The organism is Aestuariivirga sp. (assembly GCF_020252405.1).
GTDB lineage: Bacteria > Pseudomonadota > Alphaproteobacteria > Rhizobiales > Aestuariivirgaceae > Aestuariivirga.
This window is the reverse complement of record NZ_JADCDA010000092.1, coordinates 1-26,792: the sequence shown is the minus strand read 5'-3', so window position 1 is coordinate 26,792 and position 26,792 is coordinate 1. Positions and strand designations below refer to the sequence as shown.

Sequence of the window (26,792 nt, the reverse complement as noted above, 5' to 3'; positions counted from 1 at the left end):
GTCTCCCGCGACCTTGGCCTCCCGCCGGTCGACGGCCAGGTGGCGGACCTCGTTCTGGCCGCGGCCCGCAAGCTGGAGGCGGAAGGCGTCATCGTTGAGGAAGCCCATCCCGATCTGCGCGAGACCCGCGACTGCGCCCAGACGCTGCGTGCGCTGTCCTATGCCAACATGGCCCCGCTGCTCGACAAGCACCGCGGCCTGCTGAAGCCCGAGGTCGTCTGGAATATCGAGAAGGGCCTGAAGATCACCGGCGCCGAGATCGCCCGGGCCGAAGCCCAGCGCGGCGAGATGTTCCGCCGCATGAGGGCCTTCTTCGAAACCTATGACCTGCTGCTCTGCCCCGCCACCATCGTGCCGCCCTTCCCGGTGGAGCAGCGCTACGTGACGGAATGCGGCGGCGTGACGTTCGATACCTATGTCGACTGGCTGATGATCGTCCACGCCATCACGCTTACCGCAAGCCCCGCCATCTCGATTCCCTGCGGCTTCACGGCGGACCGTTTGCCGGTGGGTTTGCAGGTGGTGGCGCCCGGCCGTGGCGAGGAAAAGCTCCTGGCCGGCGCGCGCTTCATCGAGCAGGTGCTGGGCCTCGGCGCCATCACGCCGATCGACCCCAGAACCTGACCGGACCGCCGCGGCAGGTCATCTGGCGAGGCCGTCGCATACCCGCTACAGGTCAGGGAGAACTGCCATGCCCGGAATGATGCAGGAGTTTGCGCTGCTCGTTCACCGCGTGCTCGGTCACGCGGCCCGCTGGCATGGCGCGCGACCAGTTCTGTCGCGTTCTGTCGAAGGACCGCTTCATCGCAGGGATTATGCCACGGTCAACCGCCGCGCCCGCTTCAGGGGCTACGCCTTCCCCGACACCGCCTCGTAGATGCCATCCGTCTTGCGAAGTTTGTCCTGCTGCACAAGGTGATCGAGATGCGCGGTGGCGGAAAGCGCTGCCGCGCCATGGAGCTTCGGGTCGACATCGGCATAGATCGACGCCACGATCTCGCTCACGCTCCGCGCACCCTGTTCGACGCGCGCGCGGATCGCCTCCTCGCGCATGCGGCGATGGGCGAGATAGCCCCTGACCAGCGGCAGCGGATCGCGCCTCGATGGGCCGTGGCCGGGGTGATGGATGTGATCGTCGCGGTCCAGGAGCTTCCGCAGCGAGGCGAAATACTGTCCCATGTCGCCATCGGGCGGTGCGATCACGCTCGTTGCCCAGGCCATCACATGGTCGCCCGCGAACAGCGCCTGCTCCTCATTGAGCGCAAAGCACATGTGGTTCGACATGTGGCCGGGCGTGAACAGCGCCTCCAGCGTCCAGCCGGGGCCTGTCACCGTGTCGCCCTCGGCCAGCCGCTTGTCCGGCACGAAACCATGGTCAATCGAGGCATCGAGGCGGAGGCCCGGGGAGGCCGGCGCGGCCACCGCGCCATGGGCCAGCGTCACCGCCCCCGTGGCTTGTTTCAGCCGCGTGGCCAGCGGCGAATGATCGGCGTGGGAATGGGTAACGAGGATGTGGGTCACCGTCTCGCCCCTCACCGCCTCGATCAGGGCCGCGAGATGGGTGTCGTCATCCGGGCCGGGGTCGATCACCGCCACCTGGCCATTGCCCACGATGAAGCTGTTGGTGCCCTTGAAGGTGTAGGGGCCGGGGTTGTTCGCCAGCACCCGCCGCACGAGAGGCGACAGGCGCTGGGCCCGGCCCGGCGTCCCGTCAAAGTTGCGGTCGAAAATCAAATCCGTCATGCAGTCAGTTGCGGCGCGCTGCGGCCAACTCTATAAGGGGGTTTCAGCATTTCCTTGAAAAGGGTAGGGGTGAACCACCATGAATGCCAGCCTTCTTTCTGACCGCCTGTGGCCCGACACCGGGTTTGTGCGCAATGCCGTGCTCGCCGTTGTGGGCTCGCTTGTCGTCGCTGCCGCCGCACAGGTGAACGTCCCGATGATTCCGGTGCCGATGACGCTGCAGACACTGGCCGTGCTGGTGATCGGCGCTGCCTATGGCTCCCGCCTGGGTGCGGCAACGCTGGCGTTATATGCGCTGGAAGGCGCCATCGGCCTTCCCGTCTTCGCCCAGTTCAAATCGGGCGTCATGCTGGCCAGCTTCGGCTATGTGCTGGGCTTCATCGCCGCAGCCTATGTGGTGGGCTATCTCGCCGAGCGCGGCTGGGACCGGTCCATCCCCAAGATGTTCGCTGCCATGCTGCTGGGCGCAGCCGTCCTTTACGTGCCGGGCCTCATCTGGCTTTCGGCCTGGATCGGTTTCGAGAAAGCAATTCAATATGGCCTCACGCCCTTCCTGGTGGGTGACCTGGTGAAGGCTGCCGTCGCGGCGCTGGGCTTCCCCGCCGCCTGGGCGTTGCTCGGTCGCCGCTGAGGCGCTTCTGAAAAACCGACGGCGCGGAACCCCGCGGTTCCGCGCCGTATTCATTGGTCGGAGTGAGAGGATTCGAACCTCCGACCCCCTGCTCCCGAAGCAGGTGCGCTACCAGACTGCGCTACACTCCGTCATAGGCTCGGAGCGGCTTATAGACACGCTTTTCGGGCTAGGCAAGCACTGATAGGCTGGCTATACGGGCCCATCTGCTGGGGCGTCGCCAAGCGGTAAGGCAGCGGATTTTGATTCCGCCATTCGGAGGTTCGATCCCTCCCGCCCCAGCCAATTCGCTTGCTTACGCGAGCCTGATCCGCAACCCGCTGAGGTCGATCGAGGCCATGAAGCCCACCTGCTTGCCGGAGACTTCAAGCTCCACCCCGCGCGAATTGCGCAGCCGGGCGACGGCGCCGCCGCCTGCCGCCGCAAGCCCCGCGCCCACCGCTGAATAAGTGCCGGCAATGTCGCTGGCACGGCGCAGGTGGCGCACGCGCCCCACGAAATCGGCGGACGCGATGCCGATGGTCGCGCCAAGGCTGATGCCGCCGATGCTGAGCGGATACTTCCTGCCATTGAAGCTCAGCGTGCCGGTGCCGCCGCCCAGGCCGACAATGAGGCCTGCCCGGGTGATGCGGAAGGAGATGCGTCCGGAATTGCCGGCCGCCGCTGAAGCCTCCGCCGCGCCCGCCGCGAGCGGCAACAGCAGCATGGCGCCGATTCCGCCCATGAGCTGGCGGCGTGTGGTGGTGATGGGCTCGTTGTCGTCAGGATGCAGTATCTTGGTCATGGGATATCCTTCAGCCTGGGTTAAAGTCAGCGGAACTTTGCCCCAAGTTTCGCGCTCCGGCAATGGCCATGCCGACCGGCGCCGGAGCGGCGGGCCGGAGGCCCAGCGCCGTCAGGCGATGCGCGCCGCGCCATATGGCGGGTGCCGCAAGGAGAGTAACGACGGGAATGATAATGCCCGTGCCGCCCCCGCGGGTGCTTCCGGAAACATCTGCCCAGATCGCGCTCGTTGCGGCGGCCGCCTACTCCGCCGCTTCGATCACCGCGCCGCGCTTCTGGCCAGCGAGCGGAATGCCGAAGGCCCTGGCGCTCGCGAGCGTGATGGCGCGCAGGTCCTCTGGTTCGATGTTGCGGACATCCGTCTTGCCGGTGCAGCGCGCCATGATGGAGGCTTCGGCCGACATGGCGTTGATGATCGAGGCCGCGCCATCGGCACGTTCGCCATCGGTGCGGTCGCCGAAGAAGGCGATGCCGCCGGGCGCCATCTCGCCGCCCAGCGCCATGCCCAGCGTCAGGCCGATGGCGCCGACCTTGGCGCCAAGCCCGATGAGCTTCGCGATGTCGGTGCCGGAGCGCACGCCGCCGAAATAGACGAAATCGATGTCTTCCTCGCGGTTCATCTTGCGCACGATGCGCATCGCATCGCGCAGCACGCTGAAGTCGGGATAGCCCTTAAGCTCCGGCCATTCGCCCGCAATGCCAGAAGAGCCATCGAGCACCATCATCTCAAGGTCATGCTCGAGCGCGAAGGGAATGGCCTTTTCGAGGTCATGGGCGTTGGCCACGAGGCCGGTGATCATGCCCGGCTGCCTGGCGATTTTGAAGGCATGGAAGCCCTTGGGCTGCACATAGACCTGGCCCACGGCGCCCGGGTTCGGCGTGCCGCCCGGCTCCAGCAGCTGCAGCCACGGCGCTTTGGAGTGCGGCAGCGGCGCGCGCGCGAGATAGGCGGAGCCCACGGCCGCCAGCGCCTGGCCGAGGCCGTTCCTGGCCTCCGCGGGCAGCGCATCGATGCCCGCGGCAATCACCGGAATATCGAGTTTCACCGAGCCTGCAATGTCGGTTGCGGTGTTGCAGGCATCGCGATAGGGGTCAATGACGAGGCGCGACAGGTTGGCGGGCAGCAGAACCAGGTCGTCGAAGGACGCGTGGTGATTCTCGGGGAAGGGATTGGACTTGGGGCTAAGCCGCTTCTCGAGGATCGCCACCTGGGTCCTGATGTCGCTCACCGGCGTGCGGGCCATCACGAAGATATCCTCGCGCGTTTTCACCGAATAGTCCGAAGAGCCGGTCTCGGCGTCGCAGCGGTAGCAGCGCGCGGCCTCTTCCTTGGCCGTCACGTCGTTGTAGGTGGTCTCGATTTCCGGGAAGGCGGAGGGGTTCTCGCCCAGGCCGTTGAATGTCTGTTCGCGGCGCGGGAAGACTTCCCAGTTGATGTCCTGCGCCGCCGGCACGCGGCGCGTCCGGTAGGGCGTGCGGTAGGGCAGCGGCTCGGCGATGCCGTCAAGGAACGCCTTCACATAATGCGCGGCGCGGTGGCCGTGCATCATGGCCATCACGATGGTGGAGCCGCCGAAGGCGCCGTCACCCGCCGCGAAAACCTTCGGGTCTTCGGTGCGCATGGAGTTCCAGTCGGTCTTCACGCGGTCGCCCGCCATCAGGCCCTTCACTTCGAGCTCGGCGCTCTCGGCCTTCTGGCCCACCGCCATGATCACCATGCCGCAGTCGATGTCGCGCTCGGAGCCGGGAACGGTTTCCGGCTTGCGGCGGCCATCGGGGCCGGGCTGGCCCATGCGGGTCTCGACACAGCGCAGCGCGATGGCGCCGTTCTTGTCGATCACTTCCACGGGCTGGGTGTTGTAAATCACCTCGATGTTTTCGAGGATGGCCTGGTGCAGCTCTTCCTTGCGGGCCGGAATTTCCTTGGGTCCGCGGCGATAGACAACCTTGACCTCCTTGACGCCGGGCATGCGGAGCGCTGCACGGCAGGCGTCCATGGCCACGTCGCCGCCGCCAACCACGATCACCTTCTCCGGCAGTGCGGGGCGCTCGCCCGCATTGATGCGGCGCAGGAAGCCCACGCCATCGATCACTTGTCTGCTGGTCTCGCCGGGGATGCCCATGGGCTTGCCCCACCACGAGCCGATGGTGAGCAGCACCGCGCCATGGCGCTGCTTCAGCTCGTCCAGCGTCACGTCCTTGCCCAGCGTCACGCCGCAATGCACATGAATGCCGGGGCAGTGCCTGAACAGGCGCTTCATGTCCTCGGCGATGATGCCGGGCGGCAGGCGGAAGCCCGGAATGCCCCACACCATCATGCCGCCAGGCTTGTCCATCATCTCGTAGACATGCACCTCGAAGCCCGCTTCGGCGAGGTCCTGCGCGGCGGTGAGCCCGGCGGGGCCCGCGCCGACGATGCCCACCGTCTCCTTGCGGGTGACCTTCACCGGCGGCAGGTGATGGTCATTGCCGAGCTTGTCCATCACATAGCGCTTGAGGTTGCGGATGGCGATCGGTCCGTCGCTGTCGGCGCGGCGGCAGGCGGGCTCGCAGGGCGCATCGCACACGCGGCCGCAGATCGAGGAGAAGGGGTTGGTGGCGGTTATGGCCTCGAAGGCCTCCGCATATTTTTCCTCCCAGATGAAGCCGATGTAGGAGGGCGCGTCGGTGCCCACCGGGCATGCCACCTGGCAGGGCGCGGGCACGAAGTGCGGGTCTTGCACATCGTCCCGGGCGGGCGCCTTGGGCGGCCGCACACGGTTGATGTCGTAAACGGTGATGACGTTCGTGCTCATCGTCTCGGTCCTAACGTGGATGCCGTCTCAGGACGCCTTGAGGAGGCCCTGGTCGCGCTCGCGATATTCGGGGTGATAGGGAAGGCGGGTGATGGCGGCCGCCTCCGGCGTCAGCGCGACGAGGTCGTCACGCGATACCTGGTGCGGGTCGCTGTAGCCAAGCGCATGGGTGATGGCGGCAATCTGCCAGCGCACGCTTTCGAGGAAGTGGTGAATGTTGCGGGCTTCGACCGGAATATTGTAGCGCTTCTCGTGCTCGGGGTCCTGCGTGGCGATGCCTGTCACGCAGGTGCCGGCGTGGCACTGCAGGCAGGCGATGCAGCCGCCGGCGATGATCGCGGAGGTGCCCATCGCCACCGCATGCGCGCCAAGCGCCAGCGCCTTGATAGTGTCGATGCCGTCCTTGATGCCGCCCATCAGAACGACGGGCATGTCAAGACCGCCCACTTCGGTCAGAGCATCGCGCGCTTCCTGGATGGCGGAGAGGGTGGGGATGCCGACGAATTCGAGAACCTCGTTGCCGGCGGCGCCGGTCGAGCCCTGCATGCCGTCGAGCTCCACGAAGTCGAAGCCGTCCTTCCACGCGATCTTGATGTCGTCGCGCACGCGGCCCGCGCCGAGCTTCACCGAAACGGGCACGCGATAGCCGGTGGCCTCGCGGAATTCCTCGACCTTGATGACGAGGTCGTCAGCGCCCAGCACGTCCGGGTGGCGCGAGGGAGAGCGCAGGTCGATGCCCGCCGGAATGCCGCGGATGCGGGCGATTTCGGGCGTCACCTTCTTGGCCATCAGCTGGCCGCCCAGGCCCGGCTTGGCGCCTTGGCTGATATAGATTTCGAGGCCGTTGGCCTTCTGCATGTCGTGGATGTTCCAGCCCAGGCGGCCGGCAAGGCACTGGTAGATCAGCTGGGAGGCTTCCTCGCGCTGCTCCTTCGACATGCCGCCCTCGCCGGTGTTCTCCGAAATGCCCGAGAGGCGGGAGGCGATGGCGAGAGCGAGCTTCGCCGACTTCGACAGCGCGCCATAGGACATGGGCGCAATCATCACCGGCATGGACAGCTTCAGCGGATTGGCGCCGGAGCGACCGCCCACTTCCGTCCTCATTTCGACCTTGGAGAGCACGTCCGGATCGGACATCGCGCCGATGCGGATATCCTTCCTGAAAGCGATGTCGGAGAGATGCGGCATCGGCCGCGCCGCGCCATAGCCGCGGATGCGGTAGCGGCCGATCTGCGACTTGATGTGGATGTCTTCCTGCACTTTGGCGTTCCAGTAGGAATTGTCCGCAAAGCTCTCGAAGAAGGGGATGGCGCGGCGGCGCGGCTCGGTCTTGGGGTAGCGCAGCTTCTTGCCCGCGTTCACGATCTTCTGGAACGTGCCGCTGAAGGGGATCTTGTATTTGTCGAGGAAGGCGAGGATCTCGTCGCGTTCCCTGGCGGGCAGGTCGATGAGCATCGCATCGGCGCCCATCTCGCCGATCTTGCCGGCGACATAGATGTCGCCGCCGGTCATGTCCTGGCCCACCTTCTCGCCCGAATTGCCGAGGATGATCAGGCGGCCGCCATACATCATATAGCCGGCCATGAAGCTGGCGTTGCCGCAGGCCAGAAGCGTGCCGGCCTTCATCACCTGGCCCGCGCGCGAGCCGATGTTGCCCTTGACCACGATCTCGGCGCCGCGGATGGCGACAGCCGGGATGGCGGACGCATTGCCGTTCACCACGATCGAGCCGTTCAGCATGTTGTCGCCCACGCCCCAGCCGACATTGTTGTCGACGATGAAGCGCGGCCCGTCCGTCAGGCCGCCGCAGAAATAGCCGGCCGAGCCCCTGATGTGCACGTTGACCGGATGCGTGAGGCCCACGCCGATATGGTGCCGCGCGTCGGGGTTCAGCACCTCGACGTCGATGCCGTCCGCGCCATATTTGCGCAAGCGCTCGTTGGCTTCGCGGACGGGCGTTACGCTGAGATCGATCGTTGCCATGTGTCGTAGGTTCCGGGAGCGGGTTCAGAGGTGTTGAGGGCGCGGCCGGGGAAGAGGCGGTTGAGCGACACTTCCTCGGATGCGATGGCGATGATCTTGTCGTCCTCGTATTTGACCATGGGCTTCGCCGCCAGCTTGTCCTTGGCATAGCCGATCTCGTCCTTGGTCGAGACGAGGAAAGAGAAGGTGCCATCAAGGTCGTCGATCGAGGTCTTCAGCGCCTCCTTCAGGCTGAAGCCGTGCTTCAGCTTGTCGGCGAGGTAGACGGCGATCAATTCGCTGTCGTTGTCGGTGTTGAAGAAGTAGCCCTGCTTCTCCAGCCTCCGGCGCATCTTGTAATAGTTGGTGATCTGGCCGTTGTGGACGATCGAGATGTCGGAGAAGCCGGTGGCCCAGAACGGGTGGGTGGCCTCCGGGGCGACGTCTGACTCGGTCGCAAGCCGCACGTGGCCAATGCCGTGCGTGCCCTTGAAGTTCCCGATCTTGTAGACATTGTCGACGTCATGGGCGCCGCCCAGGTCCTTGATTATGTCGAGGCTCTCGCCGATGGAGGAGAGCTTGGCGGCATGCTCCATCTCGAAGGAGAAGGTCTGCAGGTCACCGTCGAACTTGACGAGCACCGCGAAGGACGAGCCCTTGTGCTCCTCCTCCACGATCTTGGCCTGGAACTCGGTGAGCTTGGTCTTGACGCGCCCGATGGCGGCCCTGGCCTCCGCGCCATCGCCCACGATGAAGCGCAGCCGCAGGTGGCCCGGCACCGGGTCGCGGTAGAGCGAGAAGCCGGTGGAGTCCGGTCCACGGTGCTGGCAGCCGTCCAGCATGTCGATCAGCGCCTTGCCGACACCGGCATCGGCAGCAGCGCTGCCCTTATAGAGAATTCCAGCGATTCCGCACATTTTGGGGATCCTCCGTCCGCGATGAAGCATGCAATTGATGACACACCCTAGGGCAACTGCCCCCGACTCCGCAAGACCGCAGGCAACTTTTTTTCCCCGGATGAAAAAGTCTTTCCGGTCACGTTCCCGGCATCAGCGCCCCGGCGCCGCCACTTCTGCGATAGGATCATGCTCGAGCTTTTGATCTGGCGCATGTTCCGACCGGGTGATTCCGCCTGAACGGAACATGCGCCAGTTGCCTGGGCATAAGGGAGTTCGGGTTTCCGCCCGCCTGGTCCTCCTCCCACTGGCGCCGCCAATGGGGGATGGCCGACAGGGAGTCAGGGCCGCGCTCAGCCGCACCTCCGCGATCGCCGGAACTGAACCCGCAGGAGAATATCTGGCAGTATCTCCGCTCAAAATAAAGCATTTTCAGGTCAAGTGGACACCGGTTGACCGTCGAAAATGCGACCAAACAAAGAGAGAGCGGGTTTCGATTCCACTGATCCGAAACCTGCCCTATCTCTCAAACCGGGTGTTCGACAGTTACGAAGCAACCATCGAAGCATCATGCCAGGCATGGAACAACCTCACCTCAACGCCCAACACCATCAAATCCATCGCAATGCGAAACTGGGCTCACACCGGTCGATGCAAATAACCCTTGGTATAATTCATTCCTCCAGTTGATATTCCAGCTATTCCACGCCGGTGGCGTGAGGAGCGGGCCATTCCATAAAAGATGATGCCGGAGAAACAACGGGGTGGTGTCCAAACCGTAATCAGACCCGACTTACTTATCGATATTTTATAATCAGCGCCTGGTGGAGCGAAGGGGGATCGAACCCCTGACCTCGGCATTGCGAACGCCGCGCTCTCCCAACTGAGCTACCGCCCCATTTCAAGGCTGTGTCCACAGGCGGGACGGGTTCTAGTCCGTGGCTGCGGCAGCGTCAAGCTTGCTTGCCGACGCGCCCGCGCCTAGATTTGGCCGAAACTCCAGAAGGCCCGCTGCCGAATGATGATGTCGATGAACCCCTTCCTGTGGCTGATCCTGACGGTCCTGCAACTGTATACCTACGTTATCATTGCGATGGTTGTCATGAGCTGGCTCGTGGCCTTTGGCATTGTCAACCGCTCGAACCCCTATGTGAGGCAGGTCGGTTATTTCCTGGAGCGGCTGACTGACCCCTTATTGAGACCCATTCGGCGGTTTCTTCCCGATTTTGGCGGAATCGACATTTCGCCGGTCATCCTGCTGTTGGCAATCATGTTCCTACAGCAGCTGATTCCGTGGGCTTTGTATAGCGTCTTTTGACGTGCGCCCGCCGCTTCGCCCTGGCAAGGGCGGACTGCTGCTCTCCGTTCGCGTCACTCCCAAATCGGCCTTCCAGCGGCTTGCCGGCGAAACCGGTCGCAACAAGACCGCTCCGGTCACTGGAAATCCCGCGGAACTTGAGGCATGGAGTGCCGGGAAAGTGAATGCAGGGAAGGAAAATTGAATATGGCGAAAGTGATTGACGGCAAGGCCTTCGCCGAGGGTCTGAGGGGGCGGATCGCCAGGGCCGTGGAGACCCTTAAGACGAGGCATGGCTTCACCCCCGGCCTCGCTGTCGTGCTGGTGGGCGAGGACCCGGCCTCCAAGGTCTATGTCGCCAACAAGGCCAGGCAGACGGTCGAGGCCGGCATGAACTCCTGGGAGCACAAGCTTGCGGCCGAGACCTCCGAGGCCGATGTTCTGGCCCTTGTCGAGAAGCTCAACAGCGATCCCGCCGTCCACGGCATTCTCGTCCAGCTGCCGCTGCCCAGACAGATCGACTCAATGAAAGTGCTGGCCGCCATCTCCCCCGCCAAGGACGTGGACGGCTTTCATGTGGTGAACGTCGGCAAGCTGTCGACCGGGCAGGATTCGCTTGTGCCCTGCACCCCCGTCGGCTCGGTGATGCTGGCGAAGGCTGTGCTGGGTCCGCTTGACGGGCTTGAGGCGGTGGTGATCGGCCGCTCCAACATCGTCGGCAAGCCGGTGGCGCAGCTGCTGCTGGCCGAGAACTGCACCGTCACCATTGCCCATTCGAAGACCAGGGACCTGCCCGGCGTGGTGCGCCGCGCCGATCTCGTCATCGCCGCCGTGGGCCGGCCTGAAATGGTCAAGGGCGACTGGCTGAAGCCCGGCGCCACCGTCATCGACGTCGGCATCAACCGCATCGAGCGCGGCGGCAAGGGCAAGCTGGTGGGCGACTGCGACTACGCCTCCTGCGAGAAGGTGGCAGGGGCCATCACCCCGGTTCCGGGCGGCGTGGGCCCGATGACAATCGCCTGCCTTCTCTACAACACGCTCAAGGCCGCCTGTGCCGCGAGGGGCATCGACCAGCCCGCGATGTAGGGGCGCGAACTGTCCTCCGTTGAACGCTCATCATGCCCGGGCTCGTCCCGGGCATCTTCTCCTTCGTGATCCTAAAGAAGATCGCCGGGACGCGCCCGGCGATGATGGCACACAGAGCTTCGGGTCGTTCAGGCTTTCGCCTTCCTGGCCCTTTCGATCGCCTCGAGGATCATCCGCTCGGCTTCGGCCGCATCGCCCCAGCCCACGACCTTCACCCACTTGCCGGGCTCGAGGTCCTTGTAGTGCTCGAAGAAGTGCTCGATCTGCTGGCGGGTGATCTCGGGCAGGTCGGTGTATTCATGCACGTTTTCGTAGCGGCGCGTCAGCTTGGGCGTCGGCACGGCGACGATCTTCTCGTCATGGCCTGCCTCGTCCTGCATCTTCAACACGCCGACGGGGCGCACCGCGACGACGGCGCCGGGAATGATGCCGCGCTGATTGGCGATCAGCACGTCGATCGGGTCGCCGTCGTCCGACAGCGTGTGCGGAATGAAGCCGTAATTGCCGGGATAGCGCATGGAGGTATAGAGGAAACGGTCAACCACCAGCGTGCCCGCCGCCTTGTCCATCTCATATTTGATCGGCTCGCCGCCGACCGGCACCTCGACGATCACGTTGACTTCCTTGGGCGGATTCTTGCCGATCGAAATGGCGTCAATGCGCATGGGGCATCCTTGAATGTGATCTCTCTGGCAGCCTCTCTGCCATGAGCGAGGCGCTCTGGCCAGATCAGGTTCCGGTTCAGTGGAACCGAAACCCGCTCTGTCTCTTTGCTTGGTCGCATTTTCGACGGTCAACCGGTGTCCACTTGACCTGAAAATGCTTTGCTTGGTCGCATTTTCGACGGTCAACCGGTGTCCACTTGACCTGAAAATGCTTTATGCGCCTTCCGTCTGGCCTTGCGGGATCACGCCCCGCTCTCGGCTTCCTTCTGGCGGCTCACCTTTTTCCTCTCATGCGGGTCGAGGATGGCCTTCCTGAGGCGGATGGACTTCGGCGTCACCTCGACAAGTTCGTCCTCGCCGACATAGGCGAGCGCCTTTTCGAGCGACATCCTGATGGGGGGCGTGAGGATCAGCGCCTCGTCCTTGCCGGCGGCGCGGACGTTGGAGAGCTTCTTGCCCTTGATGACGTTGAGCTCAAGGTCATTGCCGCGGGTGTGCTCGCCCACGATCATGCCGGGATAGACCTTGGTGCCGTGCTCGATGAACATGGGTCCGCGGTCCTGCAGGTTGAAGATGGCATAGGCCACGGCCTCGCCGTCGCTGTTCGAGATGAGGGCGCCGGTGTGACGGCCGGGGATTTCGCCGAAATGCGCGGCATAGCCGTGGAAGATGCGGTTGAAGATCGCCGTGCCGCGCGTGTCCGAGAGGAGCTCCGACTGATAGCCGATGAGGCCGCGGGTCGGCGCGTGGAACACGATCCTCTGGCGGCCCACACCCGAGGGACGCATGTCCTTCAGCTCGCCCCTGCGCTCGGAGAGCTTCTGCACGACAGCACCGGTATAGGCCTCATCGACGTCGATGATCACTTCCTCGACCGGCTCCATCTTCTCGCCGGTCTCCCCGTCCTGCCTGAACACCACGCGCGGGCGGCCCACGGTGAGCTCGAAACCCTCGCGGCGCATCGTCTCGATCAGGATGCCGAGCTGCAGCTCGCCGCGGCCCGCCACCTCGAAGGCGTCGGTTTCGGTTTCGGACGGCGTCACCCTGAGGGCGACATTGCCCTCCGCCTCGCGCAGCAGACGCTCGCGGATGACGCGGCTCTGCACCTTGTCGCCCTCCTTGCCGGCCAGCGGACCGTCATTGATGCGGAAGGTCATGGTCAGCGTTGGCGGGTCGATGGGCTGGGCATGGATCGGCGCGGCGACGGAAGGATCGCAGATCGTGTCGGCCACCGTCGCGGTGGTGAGGCCGGAGATGGCGATGATGTCGCCCGCCTGCGCCTCGTCGACCGGCACGCGCTCGAGGCCCCGGAAGGCCAGCACCTTGGAGATGCGGCCCTGCTCGACGGCCTTGCCATCGCGCGACAGCGCCTTCACCGCCTGGTTGGCCTTGATCGAACCGGACGTCACGCGGCCCGTGAGCACGCGGCCGAGGAAGGGGTTGGACTCGATCGTCGTCACCAGCATGCGGAAGGGGCCGTCCTCGACGGTGGGCGAGTGGAAGTGCCTGACGATCAGATCGAACAGCGGCGCCATGCTGTCCTGCGGGCCCGCGGGTGCGTCCGCCATCCAGCCCTGCTTGGCGGAACCGTAAATGATCGGGAAGTCGAGCTGCTCCTCGTTGGCGTCGAGATTGGCGAAGAGGTCGAACACCTCGTTCACCACCTCGTTGTGGCGCTCGTCCGGGCGGTCGATCTTGTTGATGCAGACGATGGGCCTGAGGCCGATCTTGAGGGCCTTCTGCAGCACGAACTTGGTTTGCGGCATGGGGCCTTCCGCGGCGTCCACCAGAAGGACGGCGCCGTCCACCATGTTGAGAATACGCTCCACCTCGCCGCCGAAATCGGCGTGGCCGGGGGTGTCGACGATATTGATGCGGGTGTCCTTCCAGGTGAGGGATGTCACCTTGGCGAGAATGGTGATGCCGCGCTCACGCTCCAGGTCGTTCGAGTCCATGGCGCGCTCGGCCACCTTCTGGTTCTCGCGGAACGAGCCAGACTGGGAGAGAAGGCGGTCGATCAGCGTGGTTTTGCCATGGTCGACGTGGGCAATGATGGCGATATTGCGCAAGTTCATGAGGCGCACTGGCTTTCTGCATGCGTTTGGCCGGGGTTTTCCGCGCGCTTAGCATGCGCGGCACGGAAAGGCAATTTAACGGTCGCTTCAGTTTTGGCGGTGTACTCAAGCGCCTGAGGATACGCAATGTTCAACGGCCGTGACGACAAAGCCAATCGTACTCCGGTCTTCGTGACCCTCGCCGATGGCTCCGTGGTGACTGTCGCCATCCGTATGCCGCTGTCCAACCGGCTGGGGGACGCGCTGAACAACAGCGACATTTTCCTCGATGCCGTTTCGCTCTCCGGGCAGCAGCAGTTCATATCCAAGTCGATGATCAGGTCGGTGCGCTCCGCCAGCGTACCCAAGACCGACCAGCTCGATATCGACGCCGCCGCGCCCGGCACGGCCAACTTCGACCCTTTTCAGGTGCTCAAAGTGGCGAAGAACGCGACCCCGGAGGATATCCGCCAAGCCTATCACCGCATGGTCAAGCTCTATCACCCGGACCGTATCGCCTCCTTCGACCTGCCCGACGAGGTGATGGACTACGTCCGCGCCATGCTGGTGCGGATCAACCTCGCTTTCGAGCAGATCGGATCCTAGAGCATGTTCCGTTCAGGCGGAATCGCCTGATCGGAACATGCGCTGGCTCAGGACGCCAGGAAGCTGTCGAGCGCGGCGAAGAACTGGCGGCGGATGATGTCCTGCTCGCCCAGGATTTCATGCTTGGCGTCGGGGATGAAGGTCAGCGCCACGCCAGGCACCCGGCGCGCGAGGCGGAGTATCCCCTCATTGCCCACCACGCTGTCGGCGCCTGCCGCCACGATCAGCACCGGCGCGGTGGTTGTCCGCATGCGCCGAACGCGGGAAATCGATTTTCTCGCGGCTCCCAGCCAGCCGAAAGTGGGGCCGCCGAGGCCCAGCTGGGGGGCGGCCTCGAGTGTCGAGCTGTCGCGCTCCCAGCGGCGGCGGTCGGAGGTGAGCGGGTTGCCGGGGAAATCGGCGCGGCCCATGGGCGCCCGGCGCACGCCCGGCAGGAAGAAGTTGGCGAGGCCGGTGAACCACATGGTGTTGAGCAGGAGCCACACCACCGGCCTCGGCCATGGCCCATAGAGGATTTCCACAAGCGGCGACACGAGAACGGCGCGGTCGAACCACGTTTGCCTGCGCAGCAGGCGCAGCAGCACGTGGCCCCCGGTCGAATGGCCCAGAGCGAAATAGGGCGCCGGGCAGGAGGGGATGACGAGCTTCTGCATCAGCGTGCGCACGTCCCTGTCGAAGCTGGCGAAGTTTCGCGTGCGGTCGCGGTAGGGCTGGCGCCTGGGGCGCTGGGAGCCGCCCTGACCCCGCATGTCGAGGGCCACCACGGCGTAGCCGCGCGCCATCAGATCCCGCGCGGTTTCGAAATAGCGTTCGATGAAATCGCCGCGCCCGCCGAGAATGACGAAAGTGCCGCGCGGGTTCTCCGGCACGGCCTTCATCACCCGCAGCCGCCGCCTGTCACGCGTCACCAGTTCCAAGCATTCCGCCCCCGGCGGCAGCGGGTTTTCCGGCGTGGGATGGAGGACCGCCGGGCTCACGCGTCAGGGCAGCTTCTTGACTTCGGTGATCTCGCCGCTCGCCGGATCGAGCTTTATCGTAAAAATCCTGCCGCCGCGCCTGGCTTTGAAGGCATAGAGCTTGCCGGTGCAGGAGGACGCCTCGACACTGGCGAAGCCGAAGCCGCTCACCACCTCGGTGGCCTTCTCGCAGCTGAGCGGCGCGCCGCCGGCGGGCTTGGGCGCGGCGCTGGCCGAGGCCGTTTTCTGCGGCAGAGCGGGATTGGCGGGCGCCGCAGGCTTTGCCGGAGCCGTGGCCGTCCTGGCGGCGGGCTTGACCGGCCTGGGCTTTGCCGGGGCAGCCGGCAGCGGCTCGTAATAGCTTTCGTCGATCTGCTTTTTCTTTTTCTTTTCGAGGGGCTTGTTGTACTCCTCTTCGGTCAGCGTGTAGTCGCCGAAGAGCAGGCGCAGGCCTGGAATGTTGCGGATGATGGGCGGGCCGGAATAGGTCCCTCCACTGACGGGCGGCGGCCCGCCCTGGTTTCCGCCCGCCATGGCCGGGGCGATCATGCCCAGCGCCACCAGCGCCACGCCGGCCAGGCTCACACCGCGAATGATCGACGATCCCGACATTGCCCCTTTCCTCCCGGCTTCCGGCCATAAGGCCGCCGCATGGCAAGTGAAACAGATGACGCGGCCATGCGCAACCGCTGACATCTCCATTGTGTGAAGCTTCATGGCCATTCTGCGGCGCGGCGGTGGCAGGCTCCCGCCCTGTCCGGGGCGCGCAGGTCAATCATCCTCGGGCCAACCGTGGCTGAACCAGCTTGAACCCCGTCCGAACCGGCCGTTCATCCGCCGTTCATCTCGCCGCCAGCCACCCTTGAAACCGCGGCGGGGCTTCCCATCTCTCTCCATGCAGGTGCCCATGTGGGGCCTGCGAACTTAACCGGCCCGGCCCCTGCGGCGGGCTTGAAATGTGACATTGCTCAAGGAGAATGTGACCATGTTCGATCTCACCCCCCTCTATCGTTCGACCGTCGGCTTCGACCGTCTGGCCCGCATGCTGAACGAGGCCTCCGCCTTCGACGCCCCCACCTATCCGCCCTACAACATCGAGAAGCTCTCGGATGACGAATACCGCATCACGATGGCGGTGGCCGGCTTCGCGCCGGAGGACATCGTGGTGGAGGTGAAGGGCAATTCCCTCACCGTCGCGGCGCGGAAGAGCGAGAAGCAGGAGCAGGCCGGGGAATTCCTCCACCAGGGCATCGCGTCGCGCGCCTTCGAGCGCCGCTTCCAGCTCGCCGACCATGTTCAGGTGCTCTCCGCCGGAATGGAGAACGGCCTCCTCCACGTTGCGCTGAAGCGCGAAGTGCCGGAAGCCCTCAAGCCGCGCACCATCCCGGTGAACGGTGTGGAAGGCCCGAAGGTCATCGAAGCCAGGAAGGCTGCCTGACGTTATGTCAAGCTGAACGCACGGGGCGCTTCCGCCAGCGCATGTTCCGTTCAGGCGGAATCGCCTGAACGGAACGAACATGCGCCAGACTAAAAATTTGAGCATGATCTTATCGCAAAAGCGGTTCCACTTTTGCGGATCATGCTCCAGGAAGCGCCTCTTGCGTCAGTCCTGTGCCACCAGCTTCACGAAGGCGTCCACCTCCTCTTCCGGAGTGGCGAAGGAGAGGACGAAACGGGCGAATATCTCGTCCGCTGCGATGGCGTCACCCAGGCTGTTCGGCATCCAGTCATGGAACTTGGCGCCTTTCGCCTGCAGCCTGTCGAACATCGCCTTCGGCATCACGGCGAAAACCTCGTTGGCCTGCACCGGGTTCGGGATGCGAACCTTGCCGCGCGCGGCGAGGCCCTTGGCCAGCCTCCGCGCCAGCGCATTGGCGCGCCTTGCATTCTCCAGCCAGAGGCCACCGTCGAGATAGGCCGTCATCTGCGCGCCGAGATAGCGGCTCTTCGAAAGCAGCTGGCCGCCCCGCATGCGCCGGTAAGCGAAGTCCTCGGCGAGACCCAGATCGAAGAAGACGACGGCTTCCAGCATCATCGCCCCGTTCTTGGTGGCGCCGAAGGACATCACGTCCACACCCGCCTTCCATGTGAGTTCGGCCGGCGTGCAGCCGAGACCCGCCACCGCATTTGCGAAGCGCGCGCCATCCATGTGCAGCTTCATGCCGCGCGGCCGGATGAGATCGGAAAAGCCCTTCACCTCGGCTGGCGAATAGACGGTGCCGAGTTCCGTGGCATTGGTGAGCGACACGCCTTTAGGCTTCGGGTCATGCTCGCCGCGGATGAATCCCTTCAGCGCCTTGTCCACCTGCTCCGGCGCGATCTTGCCCGCCGGACCCCGGAGCCCGGCGATCTTGGCGCCGCCGGTGAAGAACTCCGGCGAATTGCATTCATCGACCGCGATATGCGCCTCCGCATTGCAGAAGACGGCGCCGAAGCCCGTCGTGATGGTGGACAGCGCCAGGCCATTCGCGGCCGTGCCGCTGGTCACGAGGAAGGCGCGGAGATCGCAGCCGAACACGTCCTTCAGCATCTCCTCGGCGCGGATCGTGTGGCCGTCGCCGCCATAGGAGGGGGCCGTGCCCTCATTCGCCTGCGCCAATGCGCCGAGAATCTTCGGGTGCACGCCATAGACATTGTCGGATGCGAAATTCATGCGATGTCAGCCCTTCAGGAGCGCTTTGAGTTGAACGGATGGATCGGCGAGCTGTTCGGCCGAAGGTGCGGCGCGCTTGCCGATCAGCATTTCGGCGAGCTTCACGTCGCGCGCGATGGAGTTGCCGGGCCCGATGCCCGAAGCGCCCACGAGGCGGCCTTCGGGGCCGCGGTGGAACATCACGAAGGACCTCTCCCCCGTCTGGCGCTTCACGACGTCCGGGCCATCGGCGGGATTTCCGGCGATCTGCAGCGACAGGTCATACTGGTCGGACCAGAACCACGGCACCGCCATGTAGGGCTTCGATGCGCCCAGCATGTTCGCGGCCGCCACATCGGCCTGGTCGGTGGCATTGCGCCACGCCTCGAGCCGCATTCTTTTCCCGCCGAACAGCCCGTGCGGGAAGGAGCAGCAATCGCCCGCGGCATAGATGTCCGGGTCGCTGGTCTGAAGCGTTGCATCGCAGGCGATGCCATTGTCGACGGCAAGGCCTGAGACCTCTGCCAGCGCGATCTCGGGTGCGGCGCCGATGCCCGCCACGACGATCTCAGCCTTCACCTTGCGGCCATCCGCCAGCCGCACGCCGCCGGTCTCCACGGCCTTCAGGGCGGCGCCAACCTGCATGGTGACGCCCGCTTCCACGTGGCGGGCATGCACCACCCTGGCAATCTCCTCGGGTACGCCGCGCATCAGGATGCGGGGCTGGGCTTCCACCACTGTAACGTCGAGCCCGAGCTTGCGGGCGCTGGATGCCACCTCGAGCCCGATGAAGCCGCCGCCGATGATGGCGGCCGATGTGCTTTGCCGCAGGCGGTGGCGCAGGCGGTCGCCATCGGCGAAGTCGCGCAGCGTATAGGCGAGTTCGCCCCCTTCGATCGCGAGACGGCGCGGCCTGGCGCCGGTGGCGATCAGCAGCTTGTCATAGGACAGGGCGCGGCCGTCCTCCAGCACCAGCGCCCTGGACGTGCGGTCGATGCCCGCCGCCTTCACGCCCCGCACGAAGCTGGCGCTGAGCGAGGCGATCATGCCCTCGTCCAGCAGCAGTGCAGGTTGCGGCTCCGTTTCTTCGAGCAGCATGGCCTTGGACAGGGGTGGCCTGTCATAGGGCAGCAGCGTTTCCCCGCTGACGAGCGTGACCGGACCCCGGAAGCCATTGGCCCGCAGGCTGACGATGGCGCGCGCCCCGGCCATGCCTCCTCCCACGATCACCATGCCTGCGTCCGGCATCGTCCCTCCGCAACCTGAAGAGCAGGCTGGTTACGCCATCCCGCCCGCCAATTCCAGCCTCTCCAGCCATGCTCAAACTTCGGCGCCCGATCCCTTGACGGCGGGCGGCTGCTGGCCAATCAAGGACGGCAGGGAGAAAACCACATGACCCAGAACAATATCCGCCGCCTGTGGGCGGAGGGAAAGCCGGTGCTCAACGCATGGCTCTCCATCGGCAATGCCTTCACGGCGGAGATCGTGGCGGGGCAGGGCTATGACTCGCTCACCATCGACCAGCAGCACGGCTTTCTCGGCTATGATGCCCTGGCGCCGATGCTGCAGGCGGTCAGGGCCGCGCCCGTGACGCCCATGGCGCGCGTGCCGTGGCTCTCCCCCGGCGACATCATGAAGGCCCTGGACGCCGGCGCGCTGGGCATCATCTGCCCGATGATCAACACCCGCGAGGAGACCGAGCAGTTCGTCTCCTGCATGCGCTACCCGCCCAACGGCCAGCGCAGCATGGGCCCCACGCGCGCGGTCTTCGCGCATGGCGCCGACTACGGCAAATGGGCCGACGACGGGGTGATCGCGCTCGCCATGATCGAGACGGCGGACGGCATGAGGAACCTGAAGGACATCGTGGCCACGCCGGGCCTCGATGGCGTCTATATCGGCCCCGCCGACCTGACGCTCGGCCTCACCGGCCGCAAGTACCCCACGGGCTTCGACCGCGAGGAGCCGGAGATGATCGAGGCCATCAGGGAGATTCTGGCGCGCGCCCATGAAGCCGGGATCAGGGCGGCGGTTCATTGCGGCAATCCGGCCTATGCGGCGCGCGCCATCGGCTGGGGCTTCGACATGGTGACGCTGCTGAACGACGTGCGCCTGCTCGCCACCGCCGCGAAGGCCAGCGTTGACGAGACGCGCAAACTCATCGGCGGGCAGGTGGCGGAGACCGCCGCGCCGAAGAACCCGGGTTACTGAGATGGCGCACATCCTTGTCGCCGGAAAGCTGCATCACGCGGGCATCGAGCGGCTGAAGGCCGCGACGGACATGACATTCACGCTGATCGACGAGATCTCGCTCGGGTCCTACCTGCCGCATGCCGGCGAGGCCGATGCGGTGATCCTGCGGACCCAGCCGATGACGGCCGAGGTCATCGCCGCCGCGCCCAGGCTCAAGATCGTGTCGCGCCATGGCGTGGGCTATGACGCCGTTGACGTAACCGCGCTCACCGCGCGCGGCATTCCGCTGGCGGTCGTGGGGGATGTGAACTCGCGCGCCGTGGCCGAGCACACGCTGATGCTGATGCTCGCCACCGCGCGCAAGGCGGCCCGGCACGATGCCGCGGTTCGCCGCGGCGAATGGAATGTGAGGAACCGCTTCGACACGGTGGAACTGGACGGCAAGACGCTGCTGCTTGTGGGCTTCGGGCGCATCGGCCGCCGTGTGGCGGAACTGGCCAGGGCCTTCGGCATGGCGGTCAGCGCTTATGATCCCTTCGTGAAGCCCGAGGCGATGTCCAAGCATGGCGTGCGCCCGGCGGTCGACCTGGCGAGGGCGCTGGGCGGCGCCGACTATGTCTCCCTCCACATGCCCGGCACGACGGCGGGCGGCGTGATCCGGGAAGCGGAGATCCGGGCGATGAAGCCCGGCGCAATCCTCATCAACGCCGCGCGCGGCGGGCTGGTGGACGAGGAAGCGCTCGACCGGGCGCTGCGCGAGGGCCGCCTCGCGGGCGCCGGTCTGGACGTGTTCAGGGCCGAGCCGCCCGCCACCGGCGATCCGCTGCTGGCGAATGACCGCGTGCTGCTCAGCCCGCATGCGGCGGGTCTCACCGCGGAATGCGCAGCCCGTATGGCGGTGGCGTCGGTCCAGAATGTGCTCGATCACTTCGCGGGCAGGCTGGACCCCGCGCTGGTCGTCAATGCGGGGGAGCTGGCGATATCGCCAGGGCGGGCATAGAGCATGATCTTGCCGCAAAAGCGGTTCCATTTTTGCGGATCATGCTCAGGCTTTTGGTCTGGCGCATGTTCCGTCCGGGCGATTTGGCCTGAACGGAACATGCACTGGTGGAAGTGATGTTCCATCTCTTGAAGAAATAGATGAAATGTTCCAAAACACATTCCAAAGGGAGAAACCGCCATGCAGACTGTCCGCTTGACCATGGGCCAGGCGCTTGTGCGCTATCTGTGCAATCAGTTCACCGTTATCGATGGGAAGCGGGAGCCGCTGTTCGCGGGGCTGTTCGGAATCTTCGGCCATGGCAATGTGACCTGCATCTCCGAGGCCCTGGAGGCCGTGCAGGACAAGCTGCCCACCTGGCGGGGGCAGAACGAGCAGTCCATGGCGCTGGCGGCGGTCGCCTATGCCAAGGCGATGCGGCGGCGGCAGATCATGGTTGCGCTGTCGTCCATCGGCCCCGGCGCGCTGAACATGGTGACGGCAGCGGGCTGCGCGCACGCCAACCGCCTGCCGGTCCTGATCCTGGCGGGCGATGTCTTCGCCAACCGGAGGCCGGACCCGGTGCTGCAGCAGGTGGAGCATTTCAACAATCCCACCACCTCGGTGAACGACGCCTTCAGGGCCGTGACGCGCTACTGGGACCGCATCACCCACCCGGAGCAGATCATCTCCTCCCTGCCGCAGGCGGTGGCGACGATGCTGGACCCCGGTGACTGCGGGCCGGCCTTCATCGGTCTCTGCCAGGATACGCAGGAACTCGCCTTCGACTATCCGCAGGCCTTCTTCACGCCGGCCGTCCACGCCATTCCGCGCCCGCGCCCTGACCGTGAGCGCGTGGCGGAGGCGGTGGAGCTGATCAGGGGCGCCAGGCGGCCCCTCATCATTTCCGGCGGCGGCGTGCGCTATTCGGGGGCGGAGAAGGAGGTGGCCGATTTCGCGCTGAAGCACGGCGTGCCCATGGCCGAGACGATTGCCGGCAAGGGTGCGGTGACGCATGACCACCCGGCGCATGTGGGGCCGATCGGTGTCATCGGCTCGTCATCGGCCAATGAGATGGCGGGGGCCGCGGACGTCATCATCGCCATCGGCACCAGGCTGCAGGATTTCACCACGGGCTCGTGGACGGTCTTCGCGCATGATGCGCGGTTCGTCTCGATCAACGCCGCGCGCCATGACGCCACGAAGCACCGCGCGCTCGCTGTCGTCGGCGATGCGCGGGAGACGGTGGCGGAGCTTGAAGCTGCGCTCGTGGGCTGGAAGGCGGATGCGGCCTGGACAGACAGGGGCAAGATCGCCTTCAAGGGCTGGAACGAGCTGCTCGATGCCCACCAGAAGCCCACCAATGCGGCGGTGCCGACCTATGCGCAGGTCGTCGGCGTGGTGAACACATGGGCCGCGCCCAACGACACCATGGTGACGGCGGCGGGAGGCCTTCCCGGCGAGACGGCCAAGGGCTGGCGCATCAAGAACCCCAATACCTATGACCTCGAGTTCGGCTTCTCCGCCATGGGCTATGAGATCGCCGGGGGCTGGGGCCATGCCATGGCCAAGAAAGGTGACGGTGAGACCATCGTGATGGTGGGCGACGGCTCCTACCTGATGATGAATTCGGATATCTATTCGACGGTTCTCACCGGCCACAAACTGATCGTCGTCGTCTGCGACAATGGCGGCTTCGCGGTGATCAACCGCCTGCAGAACTTCAAGGGCACGCCATCCTTCAACAACCTCATCAAGGACAGCCGGGTGAAGGAGCCCTTCGCGGTGAACTTCGCGCAGCATGCCGCAGCGATGGGCGCTCTCACGCGCCACTGCGAAGGCCTCGCGGACCTCGAGGCGGCGCTCAAATGGGCGAAAACCACGGACCGCACCACGGTGATTTCCATCGTCACCGACGCCTTCGCCTGGGTGCCGGGCGATGCCGACTGGGACGTGGGCGTGCCGGAAGTCTCCGACCGGCCGGAGGTCAACAAGGCCCGCGAACACCACGAGACCATCCGCAAGAAACAACGCATTGGAGTCTGAGATGTTGAAAGCAAAGCTGGGCATCTCGCCCATCGCCTGGTGGAACGACGACCTTCCGCAGCTCTCGGATGACCTGTCGCTGGAGGAATGCCTGCGCCAGTCGCGCTCGGCCGGCTTCACCGGCATGGAGCAGGGCCGCCGCTTCCCGTCGACAGCGGCGGAAATGCTCCCTGCCCTGAAGAAAGCGGATGTGACGCTGTGCGGCGGCTGGTTTTCGGCGACTCTGGCGAACGAGCCGATGGAAGCCAACAAGCGGCGCATCCAGCCGATGATCGACCTGTTCAAAGCGGTGAACGCGCCCTTGATCGTCTATGGCGAAGTGGGACTCTCCATCCAGGGCGACCGGTCGCGGCCGCTGGCCAGCAAGCCCAGGCTCTCGTCCGCCGAGATGAAGGATTATGGCGCGAAAGTTTCCGAATTCGCCAAATGGGTGGAGGCGCAGGGCATGCCCATCGTCTATCACCACCACATGGGCGCGGTGGTGGAAACGGAAGCTGAGCTCGACGCCTTCATGGCGGCCTCGGACATTGCGCTGCTCTTCGATGCGGGTCACATGGCCTTCGCCGGCGGCGACGTGCTGGGCTGCATCGACAAGCACCACAGGCGCATCCGGCATGTCCACACCAAGGATGTGCGCATGGAGGTCATCGACACGCTCGACCGCACGGGGGAGAGCTTCCTCGACGCGGTGATCAAGGGCGCCTTCACCGTGCCGGGCGATGGCTCGCTCGATTTCGGGGCGATCGTGAAGAAGCTGGCGGACTATGGCTATGAGGGCTGGTTCGTGGTCGAGGCCGAGCAGGACCCGAAGAAGGCCCCGCCGCTGAAAATGGCGCAGATCGGCCACAAGGAGCTGATGCGGGTGATGACCGCCGCGGGCTACGAGGTGGTTGCTTGAGGGAGCTGGGCATCGGCCTGATCGGCACGGGCTTCATGGGCAAGGCGCATGCCTTCGCCTACCGCGCAGCCCTTGCGGCCTTTCCCGATATTCCTGTCCCCCGCCTCGAGATGATCGCCGACGTCGATGAGGCGCTCGCCGCCAGGGCCGCGCATCAATATGGCTTTGCGCGCTCCACCGCCGACTGGCGGGCGCTGGTGAACGATCCCAAGGTCGATGTCGTGTCGATCACCACGCCCAACACGCTTCACAAGGAGATGGCGCTCGCCGCCATCGCGGCGGGCAAGCATGTGCATTGCGAGAAGCCGCTGTCTCCGTCGTCCGCGGACTCTTTTGAGATGGCCGCGGCGGCCGCGAAGCGGGGCGTGGTCACGCAGGTGGGCTTCAACTACATCAAGAACCCGCTCCTGAAGCAGGCGCGCGACATGATCGAGGCGGGCGAGCTGGGCGAGATCACCGGTTTCCGCGGCATTCACGCCGAGGACTACATGCATGATCCGGAAAGCCCCCATTCATGGCGCATCGACCCCGCCGGCGGGCCTGGCGTCATCGCCGACCTCGGTTCGCACATCATCGGCATGGCGCGCTTTCTGCTCGGGCCGATCACGCAGGTGAGCGCGGATGTGCGCACCGTCGTCAAATCAAGGCCTGTTGCCAAGGGTGCGCGGGAACGCAGGGACGTGCTCGTCGACGACGTGGCGCGCATCCTCGTCGATTTCGGCCGCGGCTGCGGCGGCGCCATCGAGGCCAACTGGATCGCCACGGGCCGCAAGATGCAGCTCGGTTTCGAGATCGGCGGCGAGAAGGGTTCGCTGGTCTTCACCCAGGAGCGGCTCAACGAATTGCTGTTCTACCGCGCAGGCGGCGACCCGCGCACCAATGGCTTTGTGAGGATCGAGGCCGGCCCGCAGCACCCGCCTTACGGCGAATTCTGCATCGCCGGCGGCCACCAGCTGGGCTTCAACGATCTCAAGACCATCGAGATGGGCGAGTTCCTCCGCGCCATCGGCCGGGGCGAAAAGGCCTCGCCGGATTTCCGCGAGGCCTGGGAGATCCAGAAAGTGGTGGAGGCGGCGGTCGCCTCGTCGAGGGCGCGGGCCTGGGTGGCCGTGGGCTGACCCCCGGCCGCAAGACCTGTCAGGTCAGGCCGCAACGCCCGTGCCGATGGGGCAGGACACGCCGGTGCCGCCAAGCCCGCAATAGCCGCCGGGATTCCTGGCGAGATATTGCTGGTGATAGGTCTCGGCAAAATAGAAGGGGCCGGCTTCCGCAATCTCCGTGGTGATGGGGCCATAGCCCTTGGCGTCCAACGCCTGCCCATACATCTCCTTGGCGGCGAGGGCCAAATCGCGCTGGGCCGGTGTGGTCCAGTAGATGGCGGAGCGGTACTGGCTGCCCACGTCATTGCCCTGGCGCATGCCCTGGGTGGGATCATGCGATTCGAAGAACAGCCTGAGCAGCTGCCCGTAGCTGACCTGCTCCGGATCATAGACCGCCAGCACAGATTCGGCGTGGCCGGTCATGCCCGAGCACACCTCCTCATAGGTCGGGTTGGGGCTGAAGCCGCCGGCATTGCCAACCGCCGTCACCCACACGCCTGCCTGCTGCCAGAACTTGCGCTCCGCCCCCCAATAGCAGCCGAGCGCAAAGACCGCGGTTTCGGAGCCGGCGGGGTAGGGGCCTTTCAGCGGGTTGCCGTTCACGTAGTGTTTTTCGGCGGTGGGAATGGCCTCGGCCCGGCCGGGCAGCGCCTCGCCGGGCGAAATCATACGGGCTTTCTGACGGCTGAAGAACATCTCAAGGCTCCATCCTTTTTTACCCGCCTGATATAGGCGGACAAACGCGCCACCGCCACTCAACAAAGCTTGATTTGCGGGAGAGTTGGCGATATTCCCGGCCCCACTTCAAGGAAGGGTGGCCGAGTGGTTTAAGGCACACGCCTGGAACGCGTGCATACGTGAAAGCGTATCGAGGGTTCGAATCCCTCCTCTTCCGCCATTTAGCCCTCGGCAAAGTCTCTCTCACCGATAATCCAGCACCAAAAATCCGCAGTATTTATGGGCTTCTTGGTGTGAGGCTGTAGACTGCGAAACAGAGAGCAGGGCCCAAATTGGCCTCTCTCGGCCCAATATTCTCCGAAGCTTCTGACTGCCCAAGTTTAGTACGTTAGCAATAAGTCTTTGAAATCCTGACATTTTGAGAGGCACTTTCCGCGGTACTTCGATGTGGTCAATTGATGTGCGACAGGGTCTGGGGTCGGATCTTGGCAGACCAAGGCTGCCGCTTCGAGGCACGGCTGGCGGAGAATATCCACCCACCTTCCGTCCAGCACAGCGCTGGAACGGGCGAAGCTGGACTACCCCCGCCTGCGCGATCAAGCGCGGGCGTGTGCATTGCCCGCTAACGCCCAGACGAATTAGAGAAAACCTTGGATCAAATGGCGTCTCCAGACCAGGGCTCCGAATCCAAGTTAACGGCGTGACGGTTTGAGAATATCGAGCAGGGTCTGTGGGTTCCAGCTGGCTCGCTTTCGCATGCGTTTGAGGGGAATTTTGCCCATGGCTTGGCGC

General features: G+C 65.0%; 23 protein-coding genes and 4 tRNA genes. 13 read left to right on the top strand and 14 right to left on the bottom strand.

Annotated features, from left to right (window positions below; all coding sequences use genetic code 11):
- The coding region (locus tag IOC69_RS12925; RefSeq protein WP_290543967.1) for an amidase family protein at window positions 1-624 on the top strand (624 nt) is incomplete at its 5' end.
- A 225-nt stretch (window positions 625-849) separates the two neighbouring features.
- Here IOC69_RS12925 and IOC69_RS12920 read toward each other — a convergent pair.
- Window positions 850-1,743, bottom strand: coding sequence for an MBL fold metallo-hydrolase (locus tag IOC69_RS12920; RefSeq protein ID WP_290543966.1), 894 nt, complete (start codon window positions 1,741-1,743; stop codon window positions 850-852).
- Window positions 1,744-1,822: 79 nt separating this feature from the next.
- Here IOC69_RS12920 and IOC69_RS12915 point away from each other — a divergent pair, with 79 nt between their 5' ends.
- Window positions 1,823-2,374, top strand: coding sequence for a biotin transporter BioY (locus tag IOC69_RS12915; RefSeq protein ID WP_290543965.1), 552 nt, complete (start codon window positions 1,823-1,825; stop codon window positions 2,372-2,374).
- Window positions 2,375-2,428: 54 nt separating this feature from the next.
- Here IOC69_RS12915 and IOC69_RS12910 read toward each other — a convergent pair.
- A tRNA-Pro gene (locus tag IOC69_RS12910) sits at window positions 2,429-2,505 on the bottom strand.
- A 79-nt stretch (window positions 2,506-2,584) separates the two neighbouring features.
- On the opposite strand from IOC69_RS12910, the gene IOC69_RS12905 reads away from it, so the two are divergent.
- A tRNA-Gln gene (locus IOC69_RS12905) sits at window positions 2,585-2,659 on the top strand.
- Window positions 2,660-2,669: 10 nt separating this feature from the next.
- Here IOC69_RS12905 and IOC69_RS12900 read toward each other — a convergent pair.
- The 5 genes from IOC69_RS12900 to IOC69_RS12880 form a co-directional block, all read right to left on the bottom strand.
- A complete protein-coding gene (locus tag IOC69_RS12900; RefSeq protein ID WP_290543964.1) occupies window positions 2,670-3,158 on the bottom strand; it encodes a hypothetical protein in 489 nt (162 codons plus the stop codon).
- A 241-nt stretch (window positions 3,159-3,399) separates the two neighbouring features.
- Window positions 3,400-5,952 carry an FAD-dependent oxidoreductase gene (locus tag IOC69_RS12895; RefSeq protein ID WP_290543963.1) on the bottom strand — a complete coding sequence of 851 codons (2,553 nt, stop codon included), beginning with the start codon at window positions 5,950-5,952 and terminating at the stop codon, window positions 3,400-3,402.
- Between the two features lie 27 nt (window positions 5,953-5,979).
- Entirely contained in the window at window positions 5,980-7,935 is a 1,956-nt protein-coding gene (locus IOC69_RS12890; protein WP_290543962.1) for a glutamate synthase-related protein, read from the bottom strand.
- A complete protein-coding gene (locus IOC69_RS12885; protein WP_290543961.1) occupies window positions 7,911-8,831 on the bottom strand; it encodes a class II glutamine amidotransferase in 921 nt (306 codons plus the stop codon). The genes IOC69_RS12890 and IOC69_RS12885 overlap by 25 nt, the downstream gene beginning before the upstream one ends.
- 801 nt (window positions 8,832-9,632) lie before the next feature.
- Window positions 9,633-9,708, bottom strand: a tRNA-Ala gene (locus tag IOC69_RS12880).
- 132 nt (window positions 9,709-9,840) lie between these two features.
- Here IOC69_RS12880 and IOC69_RS12875 point away from each other — a divergent pair.
- Window positions 9,841-10,128 (top strand): YggT family protein, encoded by a 288-nt coding sequence (locus tag IOC69_RS12875; protein ID WP_290543969.1) that lies wholly within the window; start codon window positions 9,841-9,843, stop codon window positions 10,126-10,128.
- A gap of 180 nt (window positions 10,129-10,308) precedes the next feature.
- Complete coding sequence (locus tag IOC69_RS12870) at window positions 10,309-11,193, top strand: bifunctional methylenetetrahydrofolate dehydrogenase/methenyltetrahydrofolate cyclohydrolase (RefSeq protein ID WP_290543960.1); 885 nt, start codon at window positions 10,309-10,311, stop codon at window positions 11,191-11,193.
- Window positions 11,194-11,321: 128 nt separating this feature from the next.
- On the opposite strand, the gene ppa is transcribed toward IOC69_RS12870, so the two are convergent.
- Together ppa and typA are read right to left on the bottom strand one after the other, a co-directional pair.
- A complete protein-coding gene (gene ppa / locus IOC69_RS12865; RefSeq protein WP_290543959.1) occupies window positions 11,322-11,858 on the bottom strand; it encodes an inorganic diphosphatase in 537 nt (178 codons plus the stop codon).
- 242 nt (window positions 11,859-12,100) lie between these two features.
- On the bottom strand, window positions 12,101-13,933 hold the full coding sequence (gene typA, locus IOC69_RS12860; RefSeq protein WP_290543958.1) for a translational GTPase TypA: 1,833 nt from the start codon (window positions 13,931-13,933) through the stop codon (window positions 12,101-12,103).
- 126 nt (window positions 13,934-14,059) lie between these two features.
- Here typA and IOC69_RS12855 point away from each other — a divergent pair, with 126 nt between their 5' ends.
- Window positions 14,060-14,518 (top strand): J domain-containing protein, encoded by a 459-nt coding sequence (locus tag IOC69_RS12855; protein ID WP_290543957.1) that lies wholly within the window; start codon window positions 14,060-14,062, stop codon window positions 14,516-14,518.
- Between the two features lie 47 nt (window positions 14,519-14,565).
- Here IOC69_RS12855 and IOC69_RS12850 read toward each other — a convergent pair whose 3' ends face one another.
- Both IOC69_RS12850 and IOC69_RS12845 read right to left on the bottom strand, forming a co-directional pair.
- Window positions 14,566-15,495 (bottom strand): alpha/beta hydrolase, encoded by a 930-nt coding sequence (locus IOC69_RS12850; RefSeq protein ID WP_290543956.1) that lies wholly within the window; start codon window positions 15,493-15,495, stop codon window positions 14,566-14,568.
- Window positions 15,496-15,498: 3 nt separating this feature from the next.
- Complete coding sequence (locus IOC69_RS12845) at window positions 15,499-16,086, bottom strand: hypothetical protein (RefSeq protein WP_290543955.1); 588 nt, start codon at window positions 16,084-16,086, stop codon at window positions 15,499-15,501.
- A 367-nt stretch (window positions 16,087-16,453) separates the two neighbouring features.
- Here IOC69_RS12845 and IOC69_RS12840 point away from each other — a divergent pair, with 367 nt between their 5' ends.
- The gene (locus tag IOC69_RS12840) at window positions 16,454-16,912 is read left to right on the top strand and encodes an Hsp20 family protein (protein WP_290543954.1); all 459 of its coding nucleotides are present in this window, start codon (window positions 16,454-16,456) and stop codon (window positions 16,910-16,912) included.
- A 165-nt stretch (window positions 16,913-17,077) separates the two neighbouring features.
- Here IOC69_RS12840 and IOC69_RS12835 read toward each other — a convergent pair whose 3' ends face one another.
- Together IOC69_RS12835 and IOC69_RS12830 are read right to left on the bottom strand one after the other, a co-directional pair.
- A complete protein-coding gene (locus tag IOC69_RS12835; protein ID WP_290543953.1) occupies window positions 17,078-18,127 on the bottom strand; it encodes a low specificity L-threonine aldolase in 1,050 nt (349 codons plus the stop codon).
- Window positions 18,128-18,133: 6 nt separating this feature from the next.
- Window positions 18,134-19,354, bottom strand: a complete 1,221-nt coding sequence (locus IOC69_RS12830) for an FAD-dependent oxidoreductase (protein ID WP_290543952.1) — start codon at window positions 19,352-19,354, stop codon at window positions 18,134-18,136.
- A gap of 144 nt (window positions 19,355-19,498) precedes the next feature.
- Between IOC69_RS12830 and IOC69_RS12825 the strand changes: the two genes are divergently transcribed.
- The 5 genes from IOC69_RS12825 to IOC69_RS12805 all read left to right on the top strand — a co-directional run bounded on the left by IOC69_RS12825 (window position 19,499) and on the right by IOC69_RS12805 (window position 25,340).
- Window positions 19,499-20,317, top strand: coding sequence for an aldolase/citrate lyase family protein (locus tag IOC69_RS12825; protein WP_290543951.1), 819 nt, complete (start codon window positions 19,499-19,501; stop codon window positions 20,315-20,317).
- A gap of 1 nt (window position 20,318) precedes the next feature.
- Window positions 20,319-21,299 carry a hydroxyacid dehydrogenase gene (locus tag IOC69_RS12820; RefSeq protein ID WP_290543950.1) on the top strand — a complete coding sequence of 327 codons (981 nt, stop codon included), beginning with the start codon at window positions 20,319-20,321 and terminating at the stop codon, window positions 21,297-21,299.
- A 180-nt stretch (window positions 21,300-21,479) separates the two neighbouring features.
- The gene (gene iolD / locus IOC69_RS12815) at window positions 21,480-23,324 is read left to right on the top strand and encodes a 3D-(3,5/4)-trihydroxycyclohexane-1,2-dione acylhydrolase (decyclizing) (protein ID WP_290543949.1); all 1,845 of its coding nucleotides are present in this window, start codon (window positions 21,480-21,482) and stop codon (window positions 23,322-23,324) included.
- A gap of 4 nt (window positions 23,325-23,328) precedes the next feature.
- Window positions 23,329-24,222, top strand: coding sequence for a myo-inosose-2 dehydratase (iolE, locus tag IOC69_RS12810; protein ID WP_290543968.1), 894 nt, complete (start codon window positions 23,329-23,331; stop codon window positions 24,220-24,222).
- The gene (locus tag IOC69_RS12805; RefSeq protein ID WP_290543948.1) at window positions 24,219-25,340 is read left to right on the top strand and encodes a Gfo/Idh/MocA family oxidoreductase; all 1,122 of its coding nucleotides are present in this window, start codon (window positions 24,219-24,221) and stop codon (window positions 25,338-25,340) included. Before iolE ends, IOC69_RS12805 begins: the two co-directional genes overlap by 4 nt.
- Before the next feature lie 24 nt (window positions 25,341-25,364).
- Here IOC69_RS12805 and msrA read toward each other — a convergent pair whose 3' ends face one another.
- A complete protein-coding gene (gene msrA, locus IOC69_RS12800) occupies window positions 25,365-26,018 on the bottom strand; it encodes a peptide-methionine (S)-S-oxide reductase MsrA (protein WP_290543947.1) in 654 nt (217 codons plus the stop codon).
- A gap of 112 nt (window positions 26,019-26,130) precedes the next feature.
- On the opposite strand from msrA, the gene IOC69_RS12795 reads away from it, so the two are divergent.
- A tRNA-Ser gene (locus tag IOC69_RS12795) sits at window positions 26,131-26,220 on the top strand.
- The last annotated feature ends 572 nt before the right edge of the window (window positions 26,221-26,792 follow it).

What these genes read in the sequence shown, in the direction of transcription:
- IOC69_RS12920 (WP_290543966.1), bottom strand. Translation starts at nt 1,743, where the DNA reads ATGACGGATTTGATTTTCGACCGCAACTTTGACGGGACGCCGGGCCGG.
- IOC69_RS12915 (WP_290543965.1), top strand. Translation starts at nt 1,823, where the DNA reads ATGAATGCCAGCCTTCTTTCTGACCGCCTGTGGCCCGACACCGGGTTT.
- IOC69_RS12900 (WP_290543964.1), bottom strand. Translation starts at nt 3,158, where the DNA reads ATGACCAAGATACTGCATCCTGACGACAACGAGCCCATCACCACCACA.
- IOC69_RS12895 (WP_290543963.1), bottom strand. Translation starts at nt 5,952, where the DNA reads ATGAGCACGAACGTCATCACCGTTTACGACATCAACCGTGTGCGGCCG.
- IOC69_RS12890 (WP_290543962.1), bottom strand. Translation starts at nt 7,935, where the DNA reads ATGGCAACGATCGATCTCAGCGTAACGCCCGTCCGCGAAGCCAACGAG.
- IOC69_RS12885 (WP_290543961.1), bottom strand. Translation starts at nt 8,831, where the DNA reads ATGTGCGGAATCGCTGGAATTCTCTATAAGGGCAGCGCTGCTGCCGAT.
- IOC69_RS12875 (WP_290543969.1), top strand. Translation starts at nt 9,841, where the DNA reads ATGAACCCCTTCCTGTGGCTGATCCTGACGGTCCTGCAACTGTATACC.
- ppa (WP_290543959.1), bottom strand. Translation starts at nt 11,858, where the DNA reads ATGCGCATTGACGCCATTTCGATCGGCAAGAATCCGCCCAAGGAAGTC.
- typA (WP_290543958.1), bottom strand. Translation starts at nt 13,933, where the DNA reads ATGAACTTGCGCAATATCGCCATCATTGCCCACGTCGACCATGGCAAA.
- IOC69_RS12855 (WP_290543957.1), top strand. Translation starts at nt 14,060, where the DNA reads ATGTTCAACGGCCGTGACGACAAAGCCAATCGTACTCCGGTCTTCGTG.
- IOC69_RS12845 (WP_290543955.1), bottom strand. Translation starts at nt 16,086, where the DNA reads ATGTCGGGATCGTCGATCATTCGCGGTGTGAGCCTGGCCGGCGTGGCG.
- IOC69_RS12835 (WP_290543953.1), bottom strand. Translation starts at nt 18,127, where the DNA reads ATGAATTTCGCATCCGACAATGTCTATGGCGTGCACCCGAAGATTCTC.
- IOC69_RS12830 (WP_290543952.1), bottom strand. Translation starts at nt 19,354, where the DNA reads ATGCCGGACGCAGGCATGGTGATCGTGGGAGGAGGCATGGCCGGGGCG.
- IOC69_RS12825 (WP_290543951.1), top strand. Translation starts at nt 19,499, where the DNA reads ATGACCCAGAACAATATCCGCCGCCTGTGGGCGGAGGGAAAGCCGGTG.
- IOC69_RS12820 (WP_290543950.1), top strand. Translation starts at nt 20,319, where the DNA reads ATGGCGCACATCCTTGTCGCCGGAAAGCTGCATCACGCGGGCATCGAG.
- iolD (WP_290543949.1), top strand. Translation starts at nt 21,480, where the DNA reads ATGCAGACTGTCCGCTTGACCATGGGCCAGGCGCTTGTGCGCTATCTG.
- msrA (WP_290543947.1), bottom strand. Translation starts at nt 26,018, where the DNA reads ATGTTCTTCAGCCGTCAGAAAGCCCGTATGATTTCGCCCGGCGAGGCG.